The 25,043-nt window shown below is 31.2% G+C and carries 31 protein-coding genes and 1 tRNA gene; 3 read left to right on the top strand and 29 right to left on the bottom strand.

Features of this window, described 5'->3' with window-relative positions; translation table 11 throughout:
* Nucleotides 1–13 precede the first annotated feature (13 nt).
* The 18 genes from KJI70_00160 to KJI70_00075 all read right to left on the bottom strand — a co-directional run bounded on the left by KJI70_00160 (nt 14) and on the right by KJI70_00075 (nt 12,229).
* Complete coding sequence (locus tag KJI70_00160) at nt 14–2,554, bottom strand: ATP-dependent Clp protease ATP-binding subunit (GenBank protein ID MCP6717948.1); 2,541 nt, start codon at nt 2,552–2,554, stop codon at nt 14–16.
* Nucleotides 2,532–2,927: a hypothetical protein gene (locus tag KJI70_00155; protein ID MCP6717947.1), complete on the bottom strand. Its 396-nt coding sequence runs from the start codon at nt 2,925–2,927 to the stop codon at nt 2,532–2,534. Before KJI70_00155 ends, KJI70_00160 begins: the two co-directional genes overlap by 23 nt.
* Nucleotides 2,924–3,256, bottom strand: coding sequence for a hypothetical protein (locus tag KJI70_00150; GenBank protein ID MCP6717946.1), 333 nt, complete (start codon nt 3,254–3,256; stop codon nt 2,924–2,926). The genes KJI70_00155 and KJI70_00150 overlap by 4 nt, the downstream gene beginning before the upstream one ends.
* A gap of 38 nt (nt 3,257–3,294) precedes the next feature.
* Nucleotides 3,295–4,272, bottom strand: a complete 978-nt coding sequence (locus KJI70_00145; protein ID MCP6717945.1) for a HemK family protein methyltransferase — start codon at nt 4,270–4,272, stop codon at nt 3,295–3,297.
* A 4-nt stretch (nt 4,273–4,276) separates the two neighbouring features.
* Nucleotides 4,277–5,098: a restriction endonuclease gene (locus KJI70_00140; protein ID MCP6717944.1), complete on the bottom strand. Its 822-nt coding sequence runs from the start codon at nt 5,096–5,098 to the stop codon at nt 4,277–4,279.
* Nucleotides 5,076–5,675, bottom strand: coding sequence for a phosphatase PAP2 family protein (locus KJI70_00135; GenBank protein ID MCP6717943.1), 600 nt, complete (start codon nt 5,673–5,675; stop codon nt 5,076–5,078). The genes KJI70_00140 and KJI70_00135 overlap by 23 nt, the downstream gene beginning before the upstream one ends.
* Entirely contained in the window at nt 5,672–5,932 is a 261-nt protein-coding gene (locus KJI70_00130) for an MGMT family protein (GenBank protein ID MCP6717942.1), read from the bottom strand. Before KJI70_00130 ends, KJI70_00135 begins: the two co-directional genes overlap by 4 nt.
* Nucleotides 5,932–7,131, bottom strand: a complete 1,200-nt coding sequence (locus KJI70_00125; GenBank protein ID MCP6717941.1) for a pyridoxal phosphate-dependent aminotransferase — start codon at nt 7,129–7,131, stop codon at nt 5,932–5,934. Before KJI70_00125 ends, KJI70_00130 begins: the two co-directional genes overlap by 1 nt.
* An 8-nt stretch (nt 7,132–7,139) precedes the next feature.
* Nucleotides 7,140–7,679 carry an MBL fold metallo-hydrolase gene (locus KJI70_00120; protein ID MCP6717940.1) on the bottom strand — a complete coding sequence of 180 codons (540 nt, stop codon included), beginning with the start codon at nt 7,677–7,679 and terminating at the stop codon, nt 7,140–7,142.
* Nucleotides 7,669–7,899 (bottom strand): DUF5652 family protein, encoded by a 231-nt coding sequence (locus KJI70_00115; protein MCP6717939.1) that lies wholly within the window; start codon nt 7,897–7,899, stop codon nt 7,669–7,671. The genes KJI70_00120 and KJI70_00115 overlap by 11 nt, the downstream gene beginning before the upstream one ends.
* Nucleotides 7,900–8,174: 275 nt before the next feature.
* Nucleotides 8,175–8,774 (bottom strand): hypothetical protein, encoded by a 600-nt coding sequence (locus KJI70_00110; GenBank protein MCP6717938.1) that lies wholly within the window; start codon nt 8,772–8,774, stop codon nt 8,175–8,177.
* Complete coding sequence (locus KJI70_00105) at nt 8,775–9,548, bottom strand: hypothetical protein (protein MCP6717937.1); 774 nt, start codon at nt 9,546–9,548, stop codon at nt 8,775–8,777.
* A gap of 110 nt (nt 9,549–9,658) precedes the next feature.
* A complete protein-coding gene (locus KJI70_00100; GenBank protein MCP6717936.1) occupies nt 9,659–9,994 on the bottom strand; it encodes a hypothetical protein in 336 nt (111 codons plus the stop codon).
* Between the two features lie 142 nt (nt 9,995–10,136).
* A complete protein-coding gene (gene rlmN / locus KJI70_00095; protein MCP6717935.1) occupies nt 10,137–11,132 on the bottom strand; it encodes a 23S rRNA (adenine(2503)-C(2))-methyltransferase RlmN in 996 nt (331 codons plus the stop codon).
* The gene (locus tag KJI70_00090; protein MCP6717934.1) at nt 11,132–11,353 is read right to left on the bottom strand and encodes a DUF167 family protein; all 222 of its coding nucleotides are present in this window, start codon (nt 11,351–11,353) and stop codon (nt 11,132–11,134) included. The genes rlmN and KJI70_00090 overlap by 1 nt, the downstream gene beginning before the upstream one ends.
* Before the next feature lie 11 nt (nt 11,354–11,364).
* Nucleotides 11,365–11,640, bottom strand: coding sequence for an acylphosphatase (locus KJI70_00085; protein ID MCP6717933.1), 276 nt, complete (start codon nt 11,638–11,640; stop codon nt 11,365–11,367).
* A gap of 139 nt (nt 11,641–11,779) precedes the next feature.
* Nucleotides 11,780–12,130 (bottom strand): hypothetical protein, encoded by a 351-nt coding sequence (locus KJI70_00080; protein MCP6717932.1) that lies wholly within the window; start codon nt 12,128–12,130, stop codon nt 11,780–11,782.
* Between the two features lie 27 nt (nt 12,131–12,157).
* Nucleotides 12,158–12,229, bottom strand: a tRNA-Val gene (locus KJI70_00075).
* A 61-nt stretch (nt 12,230–12,290) separates the two neighbouring features.
* Here KJI70_00075 and KJI70_00070 point away from each other — a divergent pair.
* Nucleotides 12,291–14,333, top strand: a complete 2,043-nt coding sequence (locus tag KJI70_00070) for a hypothetical protein (protein MCP6717931.1) — start codon at nt 12,291–12,293, stop codon at nt 14,331–14,333.
* Between the two features lie 34 nt (nt 14,334–14,367).
* The gene (locus KJI70_00065; protein MCP6717930.1) at nt 14,368–15,555 is read left to right on the top strand and encodes a hypothetical protein; all 1,188 of its coding nucleotides are present in this window, start codon (nt 14,368–14,370) and stop codon (nt 15,553–15,555) included.
* A gap of 2 nt (nt 15,556–15,557) precedes the next feature.
* On the opposite strand, the gene rplL is transcribed toward KJI70_00065, so the two are convergent.
* The 8 genes from rplL to KJI70_00025 all read right to left on the bottom strand — a co-directional run bounded on the left by rplL (nt 15,558) and on the right by KJI70_00025 (nt 22,232).
* Complete coding sequence (gene rplL / locus KJI70_00060) at nt 15,558–15,905, bottom strand: 50S ribosomal protein L7/L12 (protein ID MCP6717929.1); 348 nt, start codon at nt 15,903–15,905, stop codon at nt 15,558–15,560.
* Between the two features lie 114 nt (nt 15,906–16,019).
* Complete coding sequence (gene rplJ, locus KJI70_00055) at nt 16,020–16,535, bottom strand: 50S ribosomal protein L10 (protein MCP6717928.1); 516 nt, start codon at nt 16,533–16,535, stop codon at nt 16,020–16,022.
* A 150-nt stretch (nt 16,536–16,685) separates the two neighbouring features.
* Nucleotides 16,686–17,723, bottom strand: a complete 1,038-nt coding sequence (gene mltG, locus KJI70_00050; protein MCP6717927.1) for an endolytic transglycosylase MltG — start codon at nt 17,721–17,723, stop codon at nt 16,686–16,688.
* A gap of 6 nt (nt 17,724–17,729) precedes the next feature.
* Entirely contained in the window at nt 17,730–18,350 is a 621-nt protein-coding gene (gene pcm, locus KJI70_00045) for a protein-L-isoaspartate O-methyltransferase (GenBank protein ID MCP6717926.1), read from the bottom strand.
* An 18-nt stretch (nt 18,351–18,368) separates the two neighbouring features.
* Complete coding sequence (locus KJI70_00040; GenBank protein ID MCP6717925.1) at nt 18,369–18,671, bottom strand: hypothetical protein; 303 nt, start codon at nt 18,669–18,671, stop codon at nt 18,369–18,371.
* A 22-nt stretch (nt 18,672–18,693) separates the two neighbouring features.
* A complete protein-coding gene (locus KJI70_00035) occupies nt 18,694–19,920 on the bottom strand; it encodes an ABC transporter permease (GenBank protein MCP6717924.1) in 1,227 nt (408 codons plus the stop codon).
* Nucleotides 19,908–20,609: an ABC transporter ATP-binding protein gene (locus tag KJI70_00030; GenBank protein MCP6717923.1), complete on the bottom strand. Its 702-nt coding sequence runs from the start codon at nt 20,607–20,609 to the stop codon at nt 19,908–19,910. The genes KJI70_00035 and KJI70_00030 overlap by 13 nt, the downstream gene beginning before the upstream one ends.
* 12 nt (nt 20,610–20,621) lie before the next feature.
* Nucleotides 20,622–22,232: an efflux RND transporter periplasmic adaptor subunit gene (locus KJI70_00025; GenBank protein MCP6717922.1), complete on the bottom strand. Its 1,611-nt coding sequence runs from the start codon at nt 22,230–22,232 to the stop codon at nt 20,622–20,624.
* Nucleotides 22,233–22,362: 130 nt separating this feature from the next.
* On the opposite strand from KJI70_00025, the gene KJI70_00020 reads away from it, so the two are divergent.
* Nucleotides 22,363–22,683 (top strand): phage holin family protein, encoded by a 321-nt coding sequence (locus KJI70_00020; protein MCP6717921.1) that lies wholly within the window; start codon nt 22,363–22,365, stop codon nt 22,681–22,683.
* 64 nt (nt 22,684–22,747) lie between these two features.
* Here KJI70_00020 and KJI70_00015 read toward each other — a convergent pair whose 3' ends face one another.
* The 3 genes from KJI70_00015 to KJI70_00005 form a co-directional block, all read right to left on the bottom strand.
* Nucleotides 22,748–23,077 (bottom strand): hypothetical protein, encoded by a 330-nt coding sequence (locus KJI70_00015; protein MCP6717920.1) that lies wholly within the window; start codon nt 23,075–23,077, stop codon nt 22,748–22,750.
* A gap of 149 nt (nt 23,078–23,226) precedes the next feature.
* Nucleotides 23,227–23,862 (bottom strand): hypothetical protein, encoded by a 636-nt coding sequence (locus KJI70_00010; GenBank protein MCP6717919.1) that lies wholly within the window; start codon nt 23,860–23,862, stop codon nt 23,227–23,229.
* A gap of 894 nt (nt 23,863–24,756) precedes the next feature.
* A partial coding sequence (locus KJI70_00005; GenBank protein ID MCP6717918.1) for a hypothetical protein occupies nt 24,757–25,043 on the bottom strand: 287 nt, incomplete at its 5' end.

Below are 25,043 nucleotides of genomic sequence, written 5' to 3'. Positions count from 1 at the left end.
AATTATGGCAATGTTAAGGATTAACTTTTAATTTAAAATCTTCAGCTTCTAATTCTGCTCTATCCCCTCTTTTGATTTCATTGCTAAGCAAGGCTTTGGCAAAAACATTACCAATCTTGTCTTGAATCACCCTATTCATCTGCCTAGCTCCAAACTTAGGATCATAGCTTAGCTCCACAATTTTTTTCTTTAAACTATCAGTAATAATAAATTCAATGTCTTTTTTAGCTAAATTCTTTTTAAGCTTATTAAGTAATAGTCCTGAAATAGCTAAAAGATTTTCTTTGGTTAATACTTTAAACAAAACAACGGCATCAAAACGATTAATGAATTCTGGCCTGAATATCTTTTCTTTAAACAGATAATTTATAAGGTCTTCTCTGATTTCTTCCATTTTTTTGTTCTCTCTTAAGGCGTCAAGAATTACTAAATATCCAGCATTAGAAGTAGCAATGATAATTGTGTTTTTAAAACTAACCTTTCTTCCCAGTCCGTCAGTAAGATGCCCTTCATCTATAACCTGTAAAAACAAATTCAAAATATTTGGATGAGCTTTTTCTATTTCATCCAGTAAAACTAAAGAAAATGGATCTTCTATTACTTTAGTAGTCAGCAAACCTTCTTTATCAATAGAACCAATCAAGCGCTCTATGTCTGAAATTTCCTGGAATTCTGACATGTCTAATCGAATCATTTTCTGCTCTTTGCCAAAATAAATTTTAGTTAAAGATTTAGCTGTTTCGGTTTTACCTACTCCCGTTGGCCCTAAAAACAAAAATGCACCCATTGGCCCTTTGCGTATAGAAATATCAGTCCTAGCGCGCCTGAGAGCTTCTGCAACCTCTTTAACAGCTGTTTCCTGGTTAATTATTCGTTTATGTATCAAAGCTTCCAAATTAAGCAGTTTTTCCCTTTCTTTTGTTTCAATTTCTCCTACTGGAATTTCAGTCTTCTCAGACACAATTGCTGCAACGTGTTTTGGTAAAACTATCTTTTCTTTTATCTGGGACACATAAGAAACAACATCATCTAATAGGTCAATCGCTTTTTCTGGGAATGGAGATTCTGCTAAATATTTTTCACTAAACTTAATAATATCTCTTAGGGCTGGATAGGAAATAAATTGTTTGTATTTTACTTCTTTTTGAAAAACTAAATTCTCCAGAACTGTTAAAGACTGTTCCTGAGAGATTTCCCTTACCTCAACTTTTCCGAAAAAGGTCAAGATTGAAGGATTTTGTTCAATATATTTATGAAGCCCCTTAAAACTAGTGACAGCTATTATTCTAAACTGAGGCAGATTTAAATAAGGACTTATTATGCTTGTAATATCTAAGGCTCCAGGTCTTTGAACTCCACCAACAAAGTTGTGGAAATCATTAATAACTAAAATCACATTGCCAGCTGAAACAGCTTCATCAAATATTAAGTTTAAAACCTCTCCGGCTTGCTGGGAATTAGTGACTTGAGTAAGCAGTAATGATAAATCAAGCTCTATTATTCTTTTATAATTCAGTTCTTTTATGCTTTCTCCGAGAAAACTCTTTTTAGCCAAGTCTTCAATTATAATTCTTCTTCCGCTTCCTTGTTCTCCAACAAGCAAAACATTATTTTCCTTTTCTTTAGCTAAAGTTCTTTCTACTGCTTTAATTTCCTTCTCATGGCCAATTATCTGAGAAAAAACTCCTGCCTTAGCCCTTTCTGATAAATCAGCAGAGAATCTATCTAAATTAACAGTATAACCAGTTGACCATTCTTTGCCTAAAGAACCAGACCTTATTAAGTTTTTCCATTCAAAAAACTTTTTCCTTTCAGCTAGTTCATTTTCCACTCTTTCTAACCAATTAGATAAGTTAGAAATATCTTCTGATTTTAAATTAGTATCAATTAAGACTTGTTTAAAAACTGAATTATGTTTTGACAAAGGAGCTAATATATCAAAAAGCCTAATCCTAGAATGATTTTTATTCTTAGCATTTTCTAAAGCTTCTAACATTGAATGTTTAAAAAGTTCGCAATAAGCTGGCTTAAATTCACCTTTCTCGCTTTTTTCAACTGTATCAAGCAGCTTTTTTTCAATATCCTTAATATTTAAAAGTGCCCGAGAAAAAACAAAATTCAACTTAGGATTATTTTTTATTAAAAAATAAAGTAAGGCTGATGAAGTTGTTTTAGAAAGCCCCTTAGAACGGCAAAGCTTAATTGCACTTGAAACTGCCTTAGCTGTTTCAAATCCTAAAAACTCTGCTAAATTATATTCTTTAAGGTTTGATAAAGCTTGTTCAATAGGAACAAGTTGTTTTGGTTTTTTAAAAAAATCTAAGAAATGACTTTTTATAACAGCACTAATATATAAAACAAAAAACAAAATTGAAAAACCAAGAAGCCTTCTGCTGGTAAAAGAGAGGTAAATAAGCAAGCCCAGGAAAATAAAAAACAAAACTAAAAACAGTTTTCTAAAAATATTCCTAAATTTAAAAAACATGTTTCTCTCTAAAACCACTGCCCTATATATCTCTGTCTTTTTTAAATTAAATTGAAAGTCTGATCCCATGATAAATCCCAAAGATTAAAATTACAGGTAATATTAACCAGGTTATAAAAAACAAAACACCAAAAAAAACAACTAATACTTCAAATAAAACACCGATAATTATTAAAATCACTCTTGGAATAAAACCAAGAACCCTGGAAATTAAGTTTGAAAAAGCAACTTCAAAGTATTTTCCAAAATCAAAGCCTTTTGGATAAAACCATCTGTAATTTCTCCAAGGAGAAAAAAGTGTTTTCAAAAGCAAGCCAACAGAAAAATAATCCAATCCAAACTTAAGGTAATTGGTCCAATTCTTTAAAATAGTTTTTGAAGCATGAAAATAGTGCCACCTGATATATTCCCAAACAATATTTTGCCTTATAATAGCGATCATTTGTTAATCAATTTAATTCCTAATTCAGAAATCTTAAAACCACCTAGAATAAAAATACCTGCTCCTATTGTCCAGGCAACTAGATTCAATATATAGGGCAAGCTATCTAAGGGTAAAAGTCCTGATAACTGTTCTGATATTATCTGACCAATTTGATCAGTGCCAAAATCAGTTTCAGTTGATGTTTTAGGCTGGCCAATATCCAGCTTAATAATCTGAGGAGGCAGGTCTTTCCCTGTGAAAATATTGTAAGTTGTATAAACTGTGAATACTATTATTAACATGCCAGCTGAAAAAACCAGCCACCCTATAATTTTACTAATATCCATACTGCTATTGATTTTTTAACTATTAATATATTTTACTGTTATTTGATAACTCTTGCAAAACGGTATTTTTTAAACTGATCTCTCGTGAATTTAAAGCTAGAATACTTTTCTTTTTTTAAAATCTTTTCAATATCGCTTTTCTGTTCTGGATCAAATTCAAGATAAATAATTCCTTTTTCTTTCAAAAACTTTTTAGCAAGTTTTAAAAACTTTTTAATATGAATCAAACCATGTTTGCCTGAAAAAACAGCTTTATGAGGCTCATATTTTAAAACTGACTGCCCTACTTCACTTATTCTGTTCTCAGCTCCATAAGGAGGGTTGGCAAAAATATAGTGGTATGTTTTGTTTTTTAAGTTCTCAAATAAATCTGACTGATATATTTCGTATCTTTTTTTTGGAATTTTATTCAATTTCAAATTAATCTTAATTTGTTCTACTGCCCGATTGTCAATATCAGAAAAATCAACTTTACTCTTTTTAATATTCTTCAAAATTGATATTCCTATACATCCAGAACCAGCGAACATGTCTAGAACTTCTAAATTCCTTGTTTTTTTAATTTCTTTGATTGCCTTTTTAACCCAGAACTCTGTTTCAATTCTTGGAATAAACACACGTTTTGACAAATCAATCTCACAATTTAAAAACTTTACTTTTCCTTTAACGTATTCTTCAGGAATCTCTACTTTAAAATTATCGTGTTTTAATTCCCATAAGATATTCTCTGGTATTGGCGGAGGCTGTCTTTTAGGACTAATGCCAGGATAACGCCAGGCAGTAATTATCTTTGTTATGCTTTTATGCTTTTGATACATTAACCAAATTTCTGTTGGCCGTTTTTTGGTCCCAGCCTTCTGCATTACTGCTACAGTTCTTGGCGTAATGCCAAGCTCTTTTCTGTCTGGTTTTCGCAGCACTCTTTTTAACCTACTTTCAGATAATCCGTAAAAACGCATTTTACCTTTAACGTGTTTTGTCCAATACAGCTTTTCAATTTTAAAAACAAGCTTCATAAAACTATTCTAACAGAACACTTGCCTCCTGAACCAGTCTTTTAATCTCATTTGAGGAAAGCCCTAGTTTTTTAACAATCTGGCTTGGAGAAAATTTTAACAAATCTAAAGCCATCATCATTCTATTCTCAGCAAAAATATTCTTGTAATGAGCTTTAAACGAAGGAAGAATTGTAACAGGATAAAGCTTGTGTTTTTCAATTAAATGCTCAAGCCCCTTGTCCCTTGGATATCTCCAGCCCAAAAGACCAACACCATAACACTCACAATAACTGATTGCCTCGCTGGTAAATTTAGTGTTTGTTACTATTATTGTTTTAGAGTTTTTGAATTTAGAATTGTTGAAAATATCTAAATACCTTGCGTAATTATACAAAGCTATTTTTAAATCAACCCGTGCTCCAGCAAATGTATGATACTTGCACTCACCAATATGAAAAAACTTATCTTTTTCAGCTAAAAAATCTATCTCATAACCAGCAATACATTTGCCAGGTATGATTTGATTTATTTTAGTCTTGTAGCCATTTTTCTCAAATATTCCCGCGATGTACTTCTCAAAATCAAAACCACTAGGTCCCAGTTTCCTCATTGCCTGTTTTAAAGAAAACTTCATAGACAAAGCTGGAGATTGTTTTAAAAGCCTTTTAACTTGGCTATATATTTTAGAAGTTTTGATGTCTGGATATATGTTTTTTTCAACCTTAGAAGCTATTTTTTTTGCCAAAGAATCTGAAGCGCCTGCTCTTTTTGAAGAACGATAAACTTTGTCAAAAGAAAAAAGTTCTCTCTCCCCCCTTGAATTAACTATGTAATCTTTTTTCATTGAATAATTTGTCTTTAATTTTCTTTAATAAATAAACAAACAGCAAAGAAAGTAATATTCCAAAAAGAACATCATAAGGAAAATGAAATCCAGTATATATTACTGTAAATCCAACCAAACCTGCCAAGCCTAAAAAAACATAGCTGAGTTTATTCCTTTTTTCAAGAAAAAAAGCAAATGCCAGGCCAAAAGCAAGCATCGTGGTAGTAGAAGGAAAAGAATACTGGCTCATATGCCAAGGACCAATAATTCTAACATCAGGAAGCACTGTATATGGTCTTGGCATTTTAAAAATCAACTTAACTAAATTACCAGCAAGATAACAAAGTCCTCCTGACAGCAAAGTAAAAAACCCTGATACATCTTTTTTAAAAACAAAAAGCATTCCAGGGATTACTCCCATTGAAATGAATAAAGGAATAAAAATGTATAAAACAACAAAATCTAGATATTGATTGCCTAAAGTTTGGTTAATGAATAAAAACAAACTTTCGTTTCCAACTAGAACAATGATCATCAAGAAAATAATCAGTCCAATAAAGAATCCAACAATGGCTTTATTTATATAATTATTCATTTTATTTTTATTGCTCCTTCTTTTTTAAGTAGAGCGATTTTCTTCTCTGTTCCACCAGCAAATCCACCAATTTTACCATTTGATTTAATCACCCTGTGACACGGCACTTTAGAACTTGTATTTTTGTTTAAAACACTACCAACTGCCCGCCATGCTTTTGGATAACCGCCAGCTTCTGCCACTTCTTTATAGCTCATAACGCTGCCTTTTGGGATTTTACTAACAATATTATAGATTCTTTTTTTAAATTCGCTCATTAACTTTTGTACTTTTCTAAAGCAATTCTTAAAACTTTCATTGCTTGTTTCATTTTTGGCGCTGACAAGACAAAAGCAATTCTTACTTCATCTTTTCCTAATCCTTTGCTTGCATAAAACCCAGCAGCAGGAGCAAGCATTACTGTTTGGTTATTATATGAAAACTTAGTTAACAGCCAACGAGTAAAATCTTCAGCACTTTTAACAGGAAGTTTGACTGTTATATAAAATGCTCCTTTTGGTTTTAAACACTGGATCCCTGGGATTTCCTGCAAGCCCTCATAAACAGCATCTCTTCTTTTTTTATACTCTTTAACAATTTTCCTAGTATATGCTTTTGAATTCAATAAAAGTGGAACTGCTGCAATTTGCTCAACCATTGGTAAAGACAACCTTGCCTGGGCAAACTTTGTCACTCCAGCAATAATGTCTTTATTTTTTGAAGCCAGACATCCTATCCTGGCACCACAAGCGCTAAATCTCTTTGAAATACTGTCAAGAATCACTGCTTTGTTATGAGCTGCTTTAAAGTCCATTATTGAAAAATGCTTTTGTCCATCGTAAACAAACTCACGATAAACTTCATCAGCTAAGATGAAAAGATTATGCTTATTGGCAATATCAACAATCATTTGAAGTTCTTTTTTACTGTAAACAGTGCCAGTAGGATTAGATGGATTGCAAATTAAAATTGCCTTTGTCTTTTTACTAATCTTTTTTTCAATAGATTTTTTATCAGGTAAATGAAAGCCAGTTTTTACAAAGGTTCTAACAGGAACTAACTTCACGTTAACTATTGATCCAATGCCATTGTAATTTGTATAAAACGGCTCAAAAACAATAACTTCTTCTTCTGGGTCACAAATCGCAGAAAGAGCAAAAAATATTGCTTCACTTCCTCCGATCGTAACAACAATTTCAGATTCATTAAAATTAATACCAAAACCTTTAAAGTACTTTTTCCAGGCAGACTGAACTTCAGGAATCCCATTAGAAGGAGTGTATCTTATTATTTTCTCATTAAAATTCCTTATTTTGCTTAAAATCTGAGAAGGCGTTTTTAAATCAGGCTGACCAATGTGAAGTTCAAAAACATTTAATCCTTTTTTCTTGGCAAGCTGTAAAAGTGGCACAAATTTTCTTATTGGAGATAGTGGCGTATTAAATGCCCTTAATGAAGTTTTAAGTTTTTTAACCATAAATTATGTTATTTTTTAACATCAAAAGGTCTACCATGACCAGGGTAAACCACCATTTTTGATTTTAATAATTGTGATAATCTGTTAAGAGAATTTTCCATTTCTTCATATGAACCACCAGGCAAATCAGTTCTACCATAACCATTTTCGAAAAGCGTGTCACCAGTAAAAATAAAGTTATCTCCCAATAAACATATGCTTCCAGGAGTATGTCCTGGCGTATGAATAACTTTTAAAACAGTATTCCCAATCTTTATTTCATCTTTTTCTTTCAAAAACCCATCAGCTTCACAATTCCCAAACTGCTTTTCTTGTTCGTGGATTAAAACCTTGGCTCCTGTTTGTTTTTTAATTTCTGGCATAGCCAGAACATGATCAGGATGACAATGTGTAATTATAATGTACTTTGGAATTGCTTTTAACTGTTCAATCTCTTTTAAAATCCTTTCTGCTTCATCTCCAGGATCAATAACAATTAATTCATTTTCTGAAGCCAGTAAATAGCAATTACCTGCTAGCTCGCCTACTGCCAATTGCTTAACCTTCATGCTCTTTTAATTCAATTTTCTTTGGCTTGCTAAAAAAGAAAATGTATATAATCTCTACAATTGCCAAAGTGTTTAATACAAGCAAAACAACAAACCATCTCCTGTGATTGTTTTTTGATGCTCTCCACATGGCTACTGCTTTCCAAGGCATGGTCCATGCAAGAAATAAAAACAGAAACCATGGATTGTCTAAAAGTGACAATGTTAATTCGTTCATCATATTAATATATTTCGTAAGTTTTATTGCTTTTTAGAGCGTTTAATGCGGCCTGTTTATTATATCATTTCTTAAAAAATAGTTAAAAACACTTGGCATAACTATTGACAAATCATAGTAATATGTTATAATGAAATTATAATTAAAATAGTTTCTTCTTTTTCGAGCCCGTAGTTTAATCTTAATCAGTACTTTTTAAAAATCACCTTTAGATTGCGGGTTCAAAAAAGAAGAAAGGATTAACCAAAAACAGCCGTGCAATGCATGGCTGTTTTAATTTACCATTTTATCAAAAACTCATGATAATCATCGCCTTTAAAAATACATTTTGTTTCTTTGCAGATTGTATTTTCTTTTACTACCATTTTTATAACACTGGCAAAATAGCCTTCAAGCATCCTGCAGTGATGTTCATGCATTTTAAAATCTTTAACTTCTACAACAGTATATTTTTCTTTTTCATTTAACTCTGTTACTTTTAAATCTCCGACTGTATAGTACTTCCTCCACATTTCTGGCGCTTTTTGAGCTATTATCTTTATAGAAACAAAATATTTCGTAAATAACTTTATTATTAATGAAATCTTTGATTGATATTTACCAATTTCTTTAAACTTCTCATCATCATAATTAAACAATTGCTTAATAACTAATAAAGTTATAGCCTCTATTCCTATTGGATAAAAATTCATTGGTCTTAGGCTTTTATAGTTTACAGGATGACCAAGTTCTGCCATTTTATCCTCTACTTTTTCAAAAATACTTTCTCCTTTCTCTTCAACTACAAACTGGACATGAGCTTTGGGCGCAATTCCTCTCACCTCTCCTTTTATTCTCATTAATTCATCAGCAAGTTGTTTTGTAATTATTTCCTGCATTTAAACATTAAAAAGTGTTAAATGTGTTTTTGTTTTATTTGGATAATTACTTATCCGAGAAAGTAACTTCCTATTTGAAAATTCCCATAATTTCTTTGCAGCTAAAAAAGTATCAATAAAAGATCTATGACTTTTGACTTTTTGAAGTTCGCACTCGCCTTTAGGACTATCCCAGACATGTCTGCAGAGCCTTTTCGCGCCTTTAATATTAATCTCACCCAATTTATTTCTTCTTTTTCCACCACAAACCTTGCATTTTTGATACTGGTCAATTCTTAAAATCCAGTGAGTTTTGGCTTTTTTTCTGTTTTTTTCATTGTATGCATTAAAATATGCTGAATTTTGAATAAAATGATTATCCCAAATTTCTCTACTGGTTTTTAAATCTAAAATTCCTAATTCATTATTAACTTCTGCTAAAATATCAAAAGTTCCAGCATAAGTATTTTTATTGCTGACAACTCTTTTTTCTATTTCTTTAACTTTGACTTTATTATTATCTAACCAATCAGAAAAAGCTTGTATTGAAGGTTGTATCATATTTTCAATTTTTGGATTCTTTTCTAAAAGTATTTCTTCTATTGTGTTGTGAACCAGTGTACCCCACTGAGCTGCCTTTTCTTTCTTTTTTTCCATAACAGCAAAGCTGGGTTGATTGGCAATCCATCTTTCAAGGGCAGGTTTGGCAATAATATTACAAATTGAAGTTACCCGTGGATACCAAATACCACTTATCTCATAACCATGTTTTGATTTAAAATAATTAGGGACCATGTATTTAATCTTATCAAAAAACCGCTAATAAGGCGATTATACTGAGTAAAACCGAAGAACTTCTTTCAGTCAAAGTTTAAATAAAAAAAGAGTAATGTGGTTAAGAAAACTTATCCTTTTCCATTACTCTTACCTTTTAAGATTTCGTTTATTGATCTTTTTAATAGTTTTTCTGTCTCCTCTATTAGAGGTTCTACGTATTGAATAATATCACGCAGATCGTGATTGCCTGGGTTTTGTTCAAGAAATTTCTTTCCTACTTCTTTTCTTAGAGATATTGCGTTATCAATAATAAAATGAAGGTTGTCATTGCTTGGATCTTGCCCAAGAAGTTTCTGCCAGGCTTCTTTTTTTAGAGATTCTGCGCATCCAATAACATGACATAGATAGTCATTGTCTGAATTTCGTCTAAGAAGTTCATTCCATAATTCTTGCATTGCTGACATTTTGATTTCATCCCTTATTTCTTTGTTCTTAAAAAGAACTCTTGTTTGTTCCTTCTATTGAACTATTTATTATTGCCATATATATCAACGTTTGTCAACCAAAAACCGCCAAATTATCTTCGGCGATTTTTTTTAATAAAGATTACATCTTTACTGCTAACTGACCGCAAGCAGCTTTAATGTCTTGTCCAAAACTATATCTTTGACTTACATGCACCCCCTTTTTCTCTAGAATTTCTCTGAATTTTTTAATTCTTTGTTTTGAAGACGGCTTAAAATCTCCTGTTGGATTATATGATATTAAATTTACAAAATATAATGGTTTTTTCATTAGCTTTGCTAGCCTTTCGGCATGCTCATCTTTATCATTAACGTTATCAATCATTAAATATTCAAACATTACTTTACGTTTGGTTTTCAATATATAATTATCAACTGATTTTAAAATTTTAAAAAGTGGATATTTTTTGCTCATTGGCATAATCTTTAAACGTAGTTTATCGTCAGGAGCATGTAAAGATATGGCAAGATTAATTTGAAGTTTTTCTTTAACCAGATTATTTATTCCATCAATAATCCCAGCAGTTGAAATTGAAAAACTCCTAGCCCCTAAATTAAAACCTTGTTTATCATTTAAAACCTTGATTGATTCAATGACATTATCATAATTTAAAAAGGGCTCTCCCATTCCCATAAAAACAATGTTTGTAATTTTTTGTTTTTTCTTTTTTAAATAACGGGCGAAAAGCACTACTTGTTCAATAATTTCATCAGCCTCTAAATTTCTCTTAAATCCCATTTTCCCTGTGGCACAAAATAAACAACCCAAAGCACAGCCAACCTGAGAAGACACACAAACCGTATTTCTTTGATCTTTATGCTTCATAAGTACTGACTCAATCTTTAATCCGTCTTTTAATTCAACAAGTGCTTTAATGGTTTTTTTATCTTTTGAAAAAAACATCTTTGAATTAATTTCTAAAGAGCACTTTTCATTTAATTTTTCTCTTAAATCAAGAGATAGTGTTGTTGCTTTGCTCCAATTATCAATCAAATCAAAAAAAACAAGCCTTTTTACTTGTTTTAAACGGAACTTAGGTTCATTTTTTAAAACTTTTTCAATGCAAGAAAGATTCATTATTCCAATATTTCAAAAATCTTATTCTTCTGTCTAAAACCTTTAATCAGTCTTATTTTTGACTGCTCTGTTTTAAAATATAAGGACAAAAGAAAAATTAATCTTTTATTTACTTTTCCCTGAATTGGCTTTTCCTTTACCCTAATCTCTAAATTATTCTTTGATTTTTCAATTATTTCTTGTTTTTTTGAACCAGGAAAAACCTTAACCTTAAGCAACATTACCTTGTTTTTTATTTAATTTCAAAATTACTAAATTCTCCTTTATGCTCCTGCCAGTCAATCTTAAAATCTGATATATTGGCCAATAAAGGACCTTTTTTTGCCCAGTTAATTATTTTTTCAACCTCTTGTTTCTCTCCCTCAAAAACAGCTTCAACTCTTCCATCTTCTAAATTCTTAACCCAACCGCTTAATCCAATCTTTTGAGCTTGTTGAAAAGTGTTGTTTCTATAACCCACCCCCTGCACTCTGCCTGAAACAATGATATGAGCCCTAACTTTTTCCATGCTAAAAACCTCGTAAGTTTTTCATAATCACATAAAAAACTGCACCAATAAATGCAAAAGTAAGCAATATTATTAAAGCGTAAAAAGCTATTGAATCAACTGTGCTAACTATAAGCTCTAACATAGTAATTATTTTTAATTACAATAATTTTATTTGGCGAAAAGCCTTAACAATTTCTAGGGACTTTTTTATTCCTTTCTGGGTTAAAGAAAAATGAACCTGCGGACCTCCTTTTATTAATCCTTTTTTCCTCAAATTTCTTAGGGGTCTGTCTAATTTTCTGCTGTCAGGCCAATCAGGATATTTAAAAAAAGCAAAGGTTTTTGGAAAAAAATTAAAGCATTCATTAACTAGATCTTCAAAATTGCATTCTTTTTGTTTATTTTTAATTGAATGCATTGCAAAAACAATTAAGTCATTAATAGAGACTCTGGAATATAATTCTTGATCGAAAAAAGCCTTTTTTCTCATCTTTATTAATAATGTCATATCTAAAATGCTTTGTAAATAAAATTGTGGGCTCGATAGGAATTGAACCTATGACCTTACGGATGTGAACCGTACGCTCTGCCACTGAGCCACGAGCCCAAGTATTTTCAATAGTAATCAATTTCATTAAGCAGGTAAAGTTTGTTAAAATAGGTCTAATATGAAAGTTTTTGAGTTTCATTTTAATCCCAAATTAAAAGAGGATTTAATCTTAGATAGTTTTTGTTATGAGCCGGAAAAAGGCTATGAGAAAAAACTGGGAAATCTGTATATAGTGGGTTCTTTAAAAAATGCTTTGCCTCAGAATAAAAGACTATTAAAAAAATTGGCAGAAGTTATAAAAGAGAAACATTACAGTTCAAGAACTGGAAGCGCTGAAAGAGCGTTAAAAAATAGTTTAAAAGAAGCTAACAAGTTCTTGGATAAAATATCAAAATCAGGAGATATTAGCTGGCTGGGAAATTTAGATTTCTTTATTCTCTCAATAAAAGATTCTAAATTAAACTTTTCCAAAGTAGGAGATATAAAGCCTCTTTTAATAAGAGACGGTCAAATAACAGACATTGAAGAAAAAGTCCAGCTTGAAGGCTTAGAGCCCTATCCTTTAAAAATATTTGCCAACATTGTTTCAGGAAAATTAGCTGAAAATGATCTTCTTTGTATTTTGACAAATGAGCTTTTTAAGTTTTTCGAACAAGAAAAAATATTAAAGAAAATCACAAAGCTAAGTTCCTTTAACAATGACCAATTAAAAGGAATTTTAAATGAAAAAAAACAATCTCTAAATGAATCAAGCGGTATTTTTTTAACAATCCATTTTATTAGAGAAAAATCTTTGAGAGAAAAACAAACAATTTCTCAAGATGATTTGAAAGCTTTTTCTTTCAAAAAAATATTCAGCCCTGTTTTAAAAGTTTTTGAAAAATTACCAAAACTATCTTTTAAAAAACCAATTGCGTCCAGAAAAAAATCAACAGGGGGAAAGAGATTAAAAAGTTTTCGAATTCCCAAAATTAAATTTGAAGTTCCAAAAATTAAATTAGAACTGCCAAAAAAAAATCGTGCTTTGTTAAAGATAAACAAATTAAATCAAAAAAAAGGATTACCGTTTCATAAAAACACAATATTAGTTTCTGGTTTAATAATTATTTTAATTTTAGGCTTTGCTTTTTCTAAATTTGAACAAAAAAGAAAAATTGATATTTATGCTCAAAAATTAAAAGAAATCCAAGGAATATTAGAACTATCAGAAAGTTTTTTGATTTTAAAAGACACAAGCCCAGAAGCATTTAAAAAATCAAATTCCCTTTTAGAAGAAAGCTGGAATAAAATTCTGCCTCTTTCAAAAAACCTGTCTTTTTTACCAAAAGAATTCAGCAATCAAGTTATTGAGTTAGAGAATGAAATTTTAAGCAAGCTTTATGAATTAAATAAATTAGAAAACATTGAAAGCCCTGAATTGCTTTTTGAGTTTAATAGAAAAGAATTTGTCCCCAATAACCTAATCAGCCAGAACAATGATCTTTATTTTTTCAGTCCTTATTTAGCCAATGTTTTTATTCTAAAATCAGATAACCAAAAAAAGATTATTGAAACTGAAAAGGGAGTAAACTTAGCAACACGCCTTAATGATTCAATATTGTTCTTTTTAGAGCCGGACAAATTGATTGTTTTGAAAGATGATCAAGTTTTAAAATCCCAACTTGAACCAGCCTATCAAGAGCCTAATTTTAATAGTCTTGTTCCTTTTTATAATAATCTTTATTTTCTTGATAGAACAACGGGCCAAATAATTAAATATGGATTTTTAAAAAATCTCAACTGGGATAATCCCCTATCATGGCTGAATAAAAAACCAGAAAAAACAATTAGAGCTCAATCAATGACCATTGATTCTTCAATCTGGATTTTAAAAGAAAACCTAATTTATAAATATTATAAAGGAGAATTTAATCAGGAATTTAAAATTAATATTTTTCCTGAAACAAAAGACCTTAGTAAAATCTACACCTCGCCCAATATTCCTTATTTATATATCTTAGAACCCTTGCAAAAAAGAATAATTGTTTTAGCTAAAGACGGCCAGGTAATAAAGCAATTGCAAAGTGAGAAATTTGATAACTTATTAGATTTTTCAGTCTCTGAAAATGGAGAAACCATTTATCTGTTAAATGGTTTAAAAGTTTATAAAATAAACTTGTAAATAATCTTTAAAGTGATATAACAATAAAATTAATATGTATCTTTTACCCCTCAAAAGAAAAATATCAAGAATTGAAATAGACAAAAAAGAATCCTTAAGTTTATTTCCTAAAAAGATTATCAAGGTTTTAGAAGTTTTATCCCAAGAAAAAAATATGATAATTAAAGGCGGCTTTGCCAAAGCAATCTTGGGTCAGATTCTCAAAAACGAAGGAAAAATTAAAAAAAATATGGCTTTGGAAAATGAAAAAGATGAATTGCCTGATATTGATTTAATTCTTACCTTTACTGGAACAAAAAATAAAAGTTTGCCAGCATTAACTCAAAAAACTAAACAATTAACAGAAAAACTAAAAACAATAGAGTTTGAACTGAATAATCGGGATATTGAACTAATAAAAGGCACTCCTGAAAATGAAAGAATGATTAGGAGAATATTAGAGAGCAGAGACATAACAATTAATGAAATAGTATTAGTGCCAAAAGAAAAAGGGGGATATTGGGTCCTTTATCATACTGACAAAGCTTTAAGAGACACCATAAGCGCAGTTGGCGTAATTACACTAAACAGTCCTAATAATAGGTATTTTGATTATGGCAGAATAAGGGCAAGTTTTTATGGGTTAACCAGATTAATCAGATTCCTAACAGAGGGCAAGGTGAAATATATATACTTGCCAAGCTGGTGGATTGAAAGAACCAAAAAAAAAGCAAAAGAGGAGAACAAATTGAATCTAGGGCTTTACGGCACTATTCTTGCTCAAAAATACAAAAATTCCTTAAAGCTTCAAAAAAGATTTATGACCATTTTAAATGACTTAGGTCTGACAAGCATTAAAAATTTTAAAGATTATGAAAAGGAGCAATCACAATGGTTTGAATCAAAAATTGGTAAAAAGTTTGAAGTTGATAAAACCACTGCTTTTGAAGAAGTGCAAAAACAATATGCTGAAAAAAAGGAAAGGTACATGGGCGTAAAACAAAGAAGAAAACAGCTCCAAACAAGCTGTTCTCATTTCATAGAATCTTTCAAATGCATTTATTGTCCAGAGAATTGTAAAATCAAATATTGTTCAAAGTGCAAAAAATTAGAAGTTACCCCAAAAAAATCAGAGAAACCAGTGGGACTATATCAACTGCCCTGCAATAAAAGCTTTGTCAATTCAGATTTTTATTGGAAAAAAGATGCTTTTTATCCAAAACTTCCAGAGAAAAAAAGCTAACTTTACTTTAATTCAACTTTTGCACCAGCTGTTTCAAACTTCTTTTTCATTTCTTCAGCTTCTTCTTTTTTAACGTTTTCTTTAACCATTTGCTCGCCTGTTGCAACAGCATCAACTAAATCTTTTGAATCTTTTAATCCTTTTTGGGTAATATCTCTTACTGCTTTAATTACCTCAATCTTTTTATCACCCACTGCTGTTAAGACAATATTAAAACTTGCCTTTTCTTCAGCAGGAGCATCGCCAGGAGTATCTGCAACTGGAGCTGCAGCTGCCATCTGAGGAGCAGCTGAAACACCAAACTTATCTTCTAAAACCTTAACTAGTTCTGACAGTTCTAAAACACTCATTTTTTCAACTTCTTCAACTAATTTCTTGAATTTTGTTGGCACTTCAACTTTTTTCTCTTCTTTTTTTTCTTCTTGTTTTTTTGTTTCTTCAGCCATATTTTTAAATATTATTAATTATTGTTTTTTAATTGCGCTTAATACACAAACCAGACCTTTTAAATTAGCTTCTAATACTCTAACAAAACCAGCAATTGGAGAGGAAATACTCCCAACCAATCTTGCTAAAAGCTCTTGCCTTGATGAAAGTTGAGCTAAAACTATGAAATCTTCTGCAGATTTAAACTGGTTTTCAAAAAATCCTCCTAATATCTTTAGACTAGGGTTTCCTCTTGAAAACTCATAAACCAACTTTGCAGGAACAATTTCATCCTCATAGCCAAACACAAGAGCGATTTCACCTTTCAATCCACTAATATCATTTTCCATTCCAGCCTCTTTCAAAGCTAATTTCATCAAAGTTTTCTTAGCAACTTTTAATTCACTGTCTGATTTTTTTAAAGTTCTTCTTAATTTAGACATATTTTCTACTTTTAAACCAGAAAAATCAACGAATATCATTGTTTTTTGTTTCTTAATCTTTTCCTTTAAGCTTTCTAATTCTTTCTTTTTTTCTTTTTTTGTTTTTACCATTTTTTTAAAAAATGTGAATCTATTAACGCAAAAATCTGTGCGCGAACCACAGACTGAATAAAGCTTATTCTATTTTTTCCTCGGCAGGACTTAAATGCCTACTGTCTGTGGATGTTTTAAGTATATATTGTTTAAATAATCTGTCAATTCTTACTTTAAATATTTTGCCTTGGCAATATTGTGTTCTTCTAAAGTTTTACTGAAAATAGTTTCACCATCAAGAGCAGATAGATAATACCAATAGTCACTATTTTGAGGATATATGGCAGCCTCAATGCTTTCTAGCCCAGGATTAGATATTGGGCCTAAGGGTAAGCCCCGATACTTATAGGTATTGTATAAAGAATCAATCTCAGTTTCCTGTTTTGAGACTTTACTGCTTTTTTTGTTAGTAATATATGTAATAGTAGCATCAACTTGTAAGCCCATTCCAGCGCTTAACCTTTTCCATAAAATACCAGAAACTATTTTTTTATCATTTAAACTTTGAACTTCTTTCTCAATTAAAGAAGCCATTGTAATAATTTCAAAAATTGTTTTTCCTTGTTTTGTAATTTCATTTCTTAAGCTTTGACTCAGTTTTTTATTAAAATTATCAAGCATTTTTTCAACTATCCCCTCAAGCTCTTCATCATAAGCAATCTCATAAGTATCTGGAAAAAGATAACCCTCTAAACTAATGTTTTTAGGCTTATCGTTTAAAAAAATATAGTCAGAGCTAAAATCTTTTGGCTTTGGCAGATCAGTATTTATTGAATAATTGATCAAAGGAAAACCAATTAATTCAAAAAGCTCTTCTGCTTGAAACATGCCTTCATTTTCAAAATACCAGCCAATATCTCTTAGATTCCACCCTTCAGGAATTGTTATTATGGTTTTTGCTGTATCTCCAGAAATAATTTTATCTGCAACGCTTCTAATATTCATTGAAGAACTCAAAAAATACTCTCCTGCTTTAAGTTTGTTTTGACTCATTTTTAAAAGCACATAAAAATTAAAAAAGAATTTATTTTTTATTATTTCCTGGTCTTCTAAGTTATTAGCTATTTCAAAAAGGTTTTGTCCTTTTTCAACTAAAAAAAACTTGTTTTCAGTATCAATAGAATTTTTAGGGGAAAAAATTCCAAATAGAAAAATTATTAAAATAAAAAAAAGAAAATAAATTGTTATCTTTTTTGTTTTTATCATATTCTTTTATTCATCGTCTGTAACAAGAGGTACAAATACAAATCCAGAATGCTCAACTTCTTCAAAGTCAGTTTCAGAATTTTTAGTAAATACCCAGATTGAAGTTTTTATTGGAGTAACGATCTTGCCGCCTATTTTAAGTTGTTTTTTCCAGGCTAAAGGAATTTTTTTAGCTGATGCTGAAGCTAAAATTCTATCAAAAGGCGCTTCTTTTTCATAACCTTTTGAACCGTCAGCACAAACAAATTTAGCAATTCCTTTTTTAACAAAATTATATTTAACTGTATTTCTCTCTCCAAAATCCTTTAATTCTTTTACAAACTCGATGGCAAAAACTCTACCATCCTCTCCTACTATTTCAGAAAGCAAAGCAGTTGTCCAGCCAGAACCAGAACCAATATCTAAAATCTTATCACCTTTCTGAGGTTGAAGCTGTTCCAACATAAAAGCCACAACCATTGGTTGAGATATTGTCTGGCCATAGCCAATAGGCAAGGCTTGATTTAATTCAGCTAAGTTTTTTGAATCTTCAGGTAAAAAATCAATTCTTTTAATTTTTCTGAAGGCTTCAACAATTCTAGCCGTTTTTAACCAACCTTGTTTAATTAAATTATCAATCAAAGCCATATAACTACCCTACTGTAATTATTTTTCAGAATAAAGAGAAGATTTTTTAATAAGGATCTTGTAAATATTTTCAATAAAGTCACCTCCGGCATAACCAACGATAAAGCTTAGAGCTGGGCTAAATGCACCTTCTAAACTAAAACCCACATTTTGTACTGCATAAGCTGATGCAAATCCAATCATTCCAGAAATTACAACTGTTCCTAAAAAATACCCCAACTTAAAGGACACATTTTTATATGCAAATTGATGTTTAATAAAACCTGTAAGCCCTCTAACTGCTCCGCCTAAAAATCCTGCGCCTAAAATTAAATAGCTCATATATTATTATAAGATGAATTAATTATTCTAACCTTCTTAACGCTTCTACTGGTTTTAATTTTGCAGCTTGTTTAGCTGGGAAAAACCCTGCCAAGCAACCAATTAAAAAAGAAAAAACTAAACCAAAAACAATAAGACCAATACTTATTGATGCTCTGAAATAAAACGATGGATTAGCTAATCCATATAACTCAATCGCTTTGGCAAAACCAACGCCTAACAATGTACCTCCTATTCCTCCGCTAAGACCAATAATTGCAGATTCAAATAAGAAGATGGACAGCACAGCTACATTCTTAGCGCCAATAGCTTTCATAATTCCTATTTCTTTAGTTCTTTCTCTAACTGAAGTAAACATCGTATTTGTTATTCCAATGCCTCCAACGATGATAGCAATGCTGGCAAAAGCTATTATAGCTAACTGAATAACAGCTAATATATTGCCTGCAATATCTCCTATCGTATCAGATGTAATTACACTAAAATCAGCTTCATCTGTTCCAGCTCTTCTTTTTCTTGTTTTTCGAAGATTTTCTCTAATATTCTCAGCTGTTTCATCTAAAGAAACTCCTTCTTCTATTTTAACCATTGCCATTTGAGCGCTTCCCTTTTTTTCTCCAGTCAAGCCTCCATAAATTACCATATCAACATATACCCCACTATCATCAGTTTGACTGCCCAAAGAATTCATTATTCCTACTATTTTAAAAGTTTTACCCTTAACCACTACGCTGGAATCAACTTCAATCTCTTGTTCAAATATTTCATAAGCTACTTGTTGACCCACTACAATCTCTCTCTTGCCTGCAGTAGGCCATCTGCCTTTATCCAAACTCCATCCTTGATAACCTTCTAAAATTATTAAACTTTCTTCCCAGTCAACACCCATTAAAATAATTTGTTTACTTTCTTCTTCATATCTCATAATACTGCTGGCATGTGACATAGAAACTACTTCTTCTACTCCATCTGTTCTTTTAATAGTTTCAATATCTGCTTTTTCCAACTTTTCACTCCCCATCATAGCTATAAGTGGATTAGACATATCTCCAGGCATTACAAAAATCGTTTCTCCCCCTAAAGACCTTAATTGCTGTGTAATGCTATCCTTAATCCCTTCTGACAAAGACAATAAACTAATAATCAAAAACACCCCTATAACAATACCAAAAATAGTAAGCCAGCTTCTTAAGGATCTTGTTCTAAGATTTCTTATGGCAATATAGAAATATTCTCTCATTTCTTCCATAAAAACTTGGATGCTTTTTGATGATTAATAATAAGTTCACCATCTTTAATATTAACTATGTTCTCACTATAATCAGCAATATTAGGATCATGAGTCACAACGATAATAGTTTTCTTCTCTTCTTTATGAAATCGTTTTAAAAGCTGCATAATTTTCTTGCCAGTTACTGAATCCAAATTACCTGTTGGCTCATCAGCAATAACAATTTCTGGGTCATTAGCAAAAGCTCTGGCTATAGCTACTCTTTGCCTTTCACCGCCTGAAAGTTCAGCTGGATGATGATTAATTCTTTTTTCCAAACCAACTGATGTTAAAAGCTGTTTTGCCCTTGTCTTTCTTTGTTTTAACAATTTACCCTGAAAAACCATTGGCAGCATTACATTCTCAAGAGCCGTTAAGTGAGGCATTAAATTAAATGTCTGGAACACAAAGCCAATAGTTTCCCCTCTAAGCTGAGAAAGCTGATCATCTGTTAATTTTGAAATATCTTTTCCATTTAAAACAACTTTTCCTTTAGTTGGAATGTCCAAGCAACCTATCATATTTAAAAGAGTTGATTTACCAGAACCTGATGGTCCCATAATACTTACAAAATCACCTCGAGTTACATCGAGGCTTACTCCTTTTAAGGCTGTTAATTCTACTTTTCCTAACTGATAAATCTTCCAAACATTATTTAGTTCAATAATTTTTTCTGACATTTAAGGTAAAATAACTTGCTCACCTTGTTCAAGTCCAGAAACAATTTCTGTAACATCATTAGTGCCTTTAAGCCCAATTTCTATTTCACGTTCTGTAATAATTGTATTTTCTAAAACTCGAACTATTGTTTTTCCATTCTTCTTTTTTACTGCTCTTTTCGGAACAGTTAAGACATTTTCTTTGAAAGCTGTCCTAATAACTAAATCAGCAGTCATGCCAGGTTTTACGCCTTCAAGTGGGTTATCCAAAGAAACAGAAACTTCATAATAAACTACTCCATCTATTATTTTTTCAGCAGGGTCAATGGAAATTACTTTTCCTGTTAAAACTTGTTCTGAAAAAGCAACTAAAGTGATGTTTACTGGATTACCAATATCCATTTTTGTCACATCTTCTTCATAAATATCAACTTCAATTTTAAAAGGATCATCAGGAAGAATGGTTATGATAGCATCTGCTAAAGCTGACTGAACTAACTCGCCCACTCTTTTCTCTATTTTAGCAATCTGTCCATTAATAGGGCTTTTTAAAGTAGTGTCTGCAATTTGTTTTTGTAAAAGCCAAAGCTGAGCTTGAGCCTGTTTTACTTGAGCCTGGTATAAGCTAACATCTTCATCTCTGGCAGGAGCAACAAGCTTGGCTAAATCATCTTGAGCTGTTTTTAAACTGCCCTGAGCTGTGTCAACTTTGGCAGAATAAGTATTAGTATTAACGCTATTATCTAATTTGATTGAAGAAATAGTTTGCTGGGAATTAACAGTGTTTGTTAAAGCTGTATTAATGTATCCCCTGTGAGTATCTAATAAGGTTTTATCAGCTGAAGAAATTGTATTTCTATAATTAAGTGCCTCGCAATTCTCTCTAATAATTTTTAAAGCATCAGAAGTGTCATTTAGAGCGCTTTTCATGTCAGCAATAGTAATATCAATATCATTATTTTCTTGAGTCGTTTTTGCTGTATCTAAATATGATTCTACACCATCTAAAACACTTTTAATCTTATCCTTATTTTCTCTTACCGAAATTGACTGTTGATCATTGCTTGTAAAATAAGTTCTCTGAATTGAATCAGCCGCATTGAAAGAATTGAAGATTTTAATATATGAATCATCTAAAACATTCAAGGCATCTTCATAAGCAGACTTTAAATCTTCTTGCCCTTGAGTCTCAATATCTTCTAAAGTTTGTTTTGCATTATTTAAGCTAATCTGGGCATTATCAACATCAGTTTGACTGGCCTGTATCTCTTCAGAAGTAGCGCCAGCCAACAGCTTGTCAAGCTGAGCTTGATATAATTCCAAACTTGCCTGAGCTTCTGCAAGCTGAATGTTTAGTTGAGCATCTTCTAATTTTGCTAAGATGTCTTTTTCCTTTACCTCTTCACCTATTTCAACATAAATTTTTTCAAGTACTCCTGAGGTTTTAAAATTAAGTTCAATTTGCTCTCCTTTTTTAACCTGACCAGTTTCTGAAATTTCCTGAATGACATTTCCAATTTTGACTTCAGCAAAAACAAAGCCATCTTCTGCTTTTTTAAAAATAGTTCTATAAGCAAAAATTATTAACAAAGAAACAATAACTATAATTCCAATAATTTTTTTCTTCTCCATGCTGATAATTTTATCATAACTTTAGGGCTGTGGAAAATTGATTTAGCAAATTTAAAATAATGTTCTACAATATACTAATGTTCTAAAGGTCGAAGCGATTACTCTCTTTAAAAATAAACTGTTAAAAACTATGGTAGATATACTTACTCTGCTTAAAACATCTGAAATGAAGTGGGTTATTACCTTAATAGCAGTTGATGTACTGCTGGGAATTATTGCCGCCCTAGTGAAAAAAGACTTTCGTTTAGGAAAAGTAGCTGACTTTATGTTCAGACCTGTTTTAGCTTATGTCTTAGGTTTTGGAATCTTAATGTTGGTTCCAACAGCAATTCCATCCTTGGCTAGAATAAGCCAATTCGCGTATATACTTGTACTTTTGGCTTTAACTGGCTCAATTTTAAATAATTTATCAAGACTAGGATTAAGATTGCCAGCATATTTAAAAAAATAGGAAACATAGCAAAACAAAAAACACGCCGATTAATCAGTGTGTTTTTTGTTCTATTAAATAACTACTATTTATTTTTTTTAAAAAATATCTTATGCCAGTCAGAATAACTTGAAACCCCTTGAAAAATCACTCCTCCTAAAAAACCATAAAACAACTGGTCCATGAAAGGAGAAACTTCATATAAAAGAATAAGTCCTAAAACTAAAGCGCTCATTATCCAATGATGAAAATGAAGCTTGAAATTTCCTAAGCTTAAAATGATAGAATTCATTTTCCCTGATAAAAACTGGGCTAACAGATATCCAAAAAGTCCTCCAAAGAAAACTTTTAAAGATAATAAGGCCAAAGAAGCTCCTAATAAGAATTTGGGTAATTTAATTCTAAATCTTTTCATAAATTAATCTTACAATAATTAAAAAACATTATCAAATCTCAATACAGGGCATTATGAATGACGTTAGAACCTCTTTTGTGCTAAATTAAACAAAAAAGAAAAATTAAGTTATTGGATTTAGAAAAAATAGGGGTAACCAAGTTTATGGTTTAGGATAAATCTTTATTATTTTTAGTCTTTAAAGTCTTGCGGTAATTTATAACAGTTTTTCCAAAAGCGCCTGCCTGTAATGTAATAACAATAAGCATCATAACTAAATACGACCAGTGAAGCCAATCTTCGGGACGACCCGGTCGGAGAAAAGCATGATTGATAACGTGAGCACCTATAAGATAAAAAACAACGTAAGAAAAGCTATGAAGCCACTTCCAAGATGCTATACCCAAAAACTTAATTACCTTGCCAAAAGAGGTAATTGTTAAAATAAAAGCTAAAAAAATAGCTACAAAGGCGACGAGGTCCGAAAGTCGCATCCCAGCCATATAGCCTACTACATCCCATTGCCTGCTGGAAAAAACAAGGGATATGTGGACAATTGATACAATCGTAAACCAAATACCGAGTTCACCCCTCAAACTCCAAGGTAAGTTCCAAGGCAGAGCCTCTAAAGTCGGTTTCCAAAACCTCATTATGGGGCCTATGATAAGAGTTAGGAAAAGGAGGAAAAAGGCAACTCCTGCTGTAGCTCTATTGAGATTAATCCCAGAGGAAAAAAGAACAAATACTAAAAGAAGTGACATTAAAGCTATAATAAGGTGGTATGAAAATGTATTACGGAAGTCCATATTTTTTTATTTATTAATTATCCTATTTTTATTCTATCAAAAAACCGCTCAGAGAGCGATTTCCTAAAATTGCAGGGGCTCGTAGAGGATGTTCGAACCAAGATTGTGGTTGAAAATGAAGCTTTAGCTGCTTAAGCCAAGACAATTTAATATAATTGAGAAACAAAAGGATTCAGAAAATTGACGTTGTATTGATTTATCATTATAATGTTAGTGACTTTAATCAAATTAAAGTCAAACAGTAAAATTCTACGCCCACTTTTGCTTCTGATGATTAGATTAGTTAAAACAGGAAATACACAGGCCTGAATTAATTAGTCAAAGGTCGTCAGGCTATAAATTACCGAATGAATAGAAATGACAGAACAGAGAAAAAAGCAAAAGAATATTAATTTTATTAAAAAAATAATCTTAATTATTTTACAAATAATCAAGATTATTATTGACAAAAGATAAGATTAAGGGCGTAGTAATTTTATTGTTTTTTTTATAATAATTTTAAATATTATTTACAAGTAATTTTCTTAAATTGATACTATAAACATTATACAACTTTTATACTAAAAAGTTATACACAAGTCAAAGACTACTATCTACAGACACCTCTAAACTCAAAACCCGAAATAAACATCTCGGGCTTTTTTTTAACTGAAAATTGCAGGGCATCGTGAACAACGTTAGAACTATTTTTCAGCAGTCAGATGAACATATTTACATTCCAGACCTCTTCTCACACCAGTAGATTTAGTTTATTGATTAGTTTGCCCTACCCCGCTACTCACTATATATTTAAAAATATTGCGGGTCGTGGACGATGTTAGAACCTGCTTGATGGGAAAGTTAAATGGTTTTAATGCGAACCAGGAAAAATTTTCACACTTCACGTAGAAAAAATTATTCAATGGTTCCTATTTTGCCTATATTAATAACTTTCTCCATGGGTGGAATTTGATACTCAAAAGAAACGTGATATTTCTGGCTTCCCTCTTCGATGCGAGATAAGTAGTCTTGGTATTTTTTCCTGAAAGAAGAGAGATCTTTGACTTGGAATAACTCTTTTATACGATTAAAATGTTGTGAGGAAGCCATCCTTTCAAATAGTTCAACTTGATTGGAAAATCTAGAATTATAAACTGAACATCTAGGAAACCAAGCATGATCATCACCCCTGAAATTAGTTA

The sequence above is a fragment of the Patescibacteria group bacterium genome, assembly GCA_024238995.1.
Taxonomy (GTDB): domain Bacteria; phylum Patescibacteriota; class Minisyncoccia; order Minisyncoccales; family JANBVM01; genus JANBVL01.
This window is presented reverse-complemented; position numbering and strand designations above follow the sequence as displayed.

Bases quoted from the DNA above. Each gene is read 5' to 3' on its own strand.
- KJI70_00160 (MCP6717948.1), bottom strand. From the start codon at position 2,554: ATGGGATCAGACTTTCAATTTAATTTAAAAAAGACAGAGATATATAGG.
- KJI70_00155 (MCP6717947.1), bottom strand. From the start codon at position 2,927: ATGATCGCTATTATAAGGCAAAATATTGTTTGGGAATATATCAGGTGG.
- KJI70_00150 (MCP6717946.1), bottom strand. From the start codon at position 3,256: ATGGATATTAGTAAAATTATAGGGTGGCTGGTTTTTTCAGCTGGCATG.
- KJI70_00145 (MCP6717945.1), bottom strand. From the start codon at position 4,272: ATGAAGCTTGTTTTTAAAATTGAAAAGCTGTATTGGACAAAACACGTT.
- KJI70_00140 (MCP6717944.1), bottom strand. From the start codon at position 5,098: ATGAAAAAAGATTACATAGTTAATTCAAGGGGGGAGAGAGAACTTTTT.
- KJI70_00135 (MCP6717943.1), bottom strand. From the start codon at position 5,675: ATGAATAATTATATAAATAAAGCCATTGTTGGATTCTTTATTGGACTG.
- KJI70_00130 (MCP6717942.1), bottom strand. From the start codon at position 5,932: ATGAGCGAATTTAAAAAAAGAATCTATAATATTGTTAGTAAAATCCCA.
- KJI70_00125 (MCP6717941.1), bottom strand. From the start codon at position 7,131: ATGGTTAAAAAACTTAAAACTTCATTAAGGGCATTTAATACGCCACTA.
- KJI70_00120 (MCP6717940.1), bottom strand. From the start codon at position 7,679: ATGAAGGTTAAGCAATTGGCAGTAGGCGAGCTAGCAGGTAATTGCTAT.
- KJI70_00115 (MCP6717939.1), bottom strand. From the start codon at position 7,899: ATGATGAACGAATTAACATTGTCACTTTTAGACAATCCATGGTTTCTG.
- KJI70_00110 (MCP6717938.1), bottom strand. From the start codon at position 8,774: ATGCAGGAAATAATTACAAAACAACTTGCTGATGAATTAATGAGAATA.
- KJI70_00105 (MCP6717937.1), bottom strand. From the start codon at position 9,548: ATGGTCCCTAATTATTTTAAATCAAAACATGGTTATGAGATAAGTGGT.
- KJI70_00100 (MCP6717936.1), bottom strand. From the start codon at position 9,994: ATGTCAGCAATGCAAGAATTATGGAATGAACTTCTTAGACGAAATTCA.
- rlmN (MCP6717935.1), bottom strand. From the start codon at position 11,132: ATGAATCTTTCTTGCATTGAAAAAGTTTTAAAAAATGAACCTAAGTTC.
- KJI70_00090 (MCP6717934.1), bottom strand. From the start codon at position 11,353: ATGTTGCTTAAGGTTAAGGTTTTTCCTGGTTCAAAAAAACAAGAAATA.
- KJI70_00085 (MCP6717933.1), bottom strand. From the start codon at position 11,640: ATGGAAAAAGTTAGGGCTCATATCATTGTTTCAGGCAGAGTGCAGGGG.
- KJI70_00080 (MCP6717932.1), bottom strand. From the start codon at position 12,130: ATGACATTATTAATAAAGATGAGAAAAAAGGCTTTTTTCGATCAAGAA.
- KJI70_00070 (MCP6717931.1), top strand. From the start codon at position 12,291: ATGAAAGTTTTTGAGTTTCATTTTAATCCCAAATTAAAAGAGGATTTA.
- KJI70_00065 (MCP6717930.1), top strand. From the start codon at position 14,368: ATGTATCTTTTACCCCTCAAAAGAAAAATATCAAGAATTGAAATAGAC.
- rplL (MCP6717929.1), bottom strand. From the start codon at position 15,905: ATGAGTGTTTTAGAACTGTCAGAACTAGTTAAGGTTTTAGAAGATAAG.
- rplJ (MCP6717928.1), bottom strand. From the start codon at position 16,535: ATGGTAAAAACAAAAAAAGAAAAAAAGAAAGAATTAGAAAGCTTAAAG.
- mltG (MCP6717927.1), bottom strand. From the start codon at position 17,723: ATGATAAAAACAAAAAAGATAACAATTTATTTTCTTTTTTTTATTTTA.
- pcm (MCP6717926.1), bottom strand. From the start codon at position 18,350: ATGGCTTTGATTGATAATTTAATTAAACAAGGTTGGTTAAAAACGGCT.
- KJI70_00040 (MCP6717925.1), bottom strand. From the start codon at position 18,671: ATGAGCTATTTAATTTTAGGCGCAGGATTTTTAGGCGGAGCAGTTAGA.
- KJI70_00035 (MCP6717924.1), bottom strand. From the start codon at position 19,920: ATGGAAGAAATGAGAGAATATTTCTATATTGCCATAAGAAATCTTAGA.
- KJI70_00025 (MCP6717922.1), bottom strand. From the start codon at position 22,232: ATGGAGAAGAAAAAAATTATTGGAATTATAGTTATTGTTTCTTTGTTA.
- KJI70_00020 (MCP6717921.1), top strand. From the start codon at position 22,363: ATGGTAGATATACTTACTCTGCTTAAAACATCTGAAATGAAGTGGGTT.
- KJI70_00015 (MCP6717920.1), bottom strand. From the start codon at position 23,077: ATGAAAAGATTTAGAATTAAATTACCCAAATTCTTATTAGGAGCTTCT.
- KJI70_00010 (MCP6717919.1), bottom strand. From the start codon at position 23,862: ATGGACTTCCGTAATACATTTTCATACCACCTTATTATAGCTTTAATG.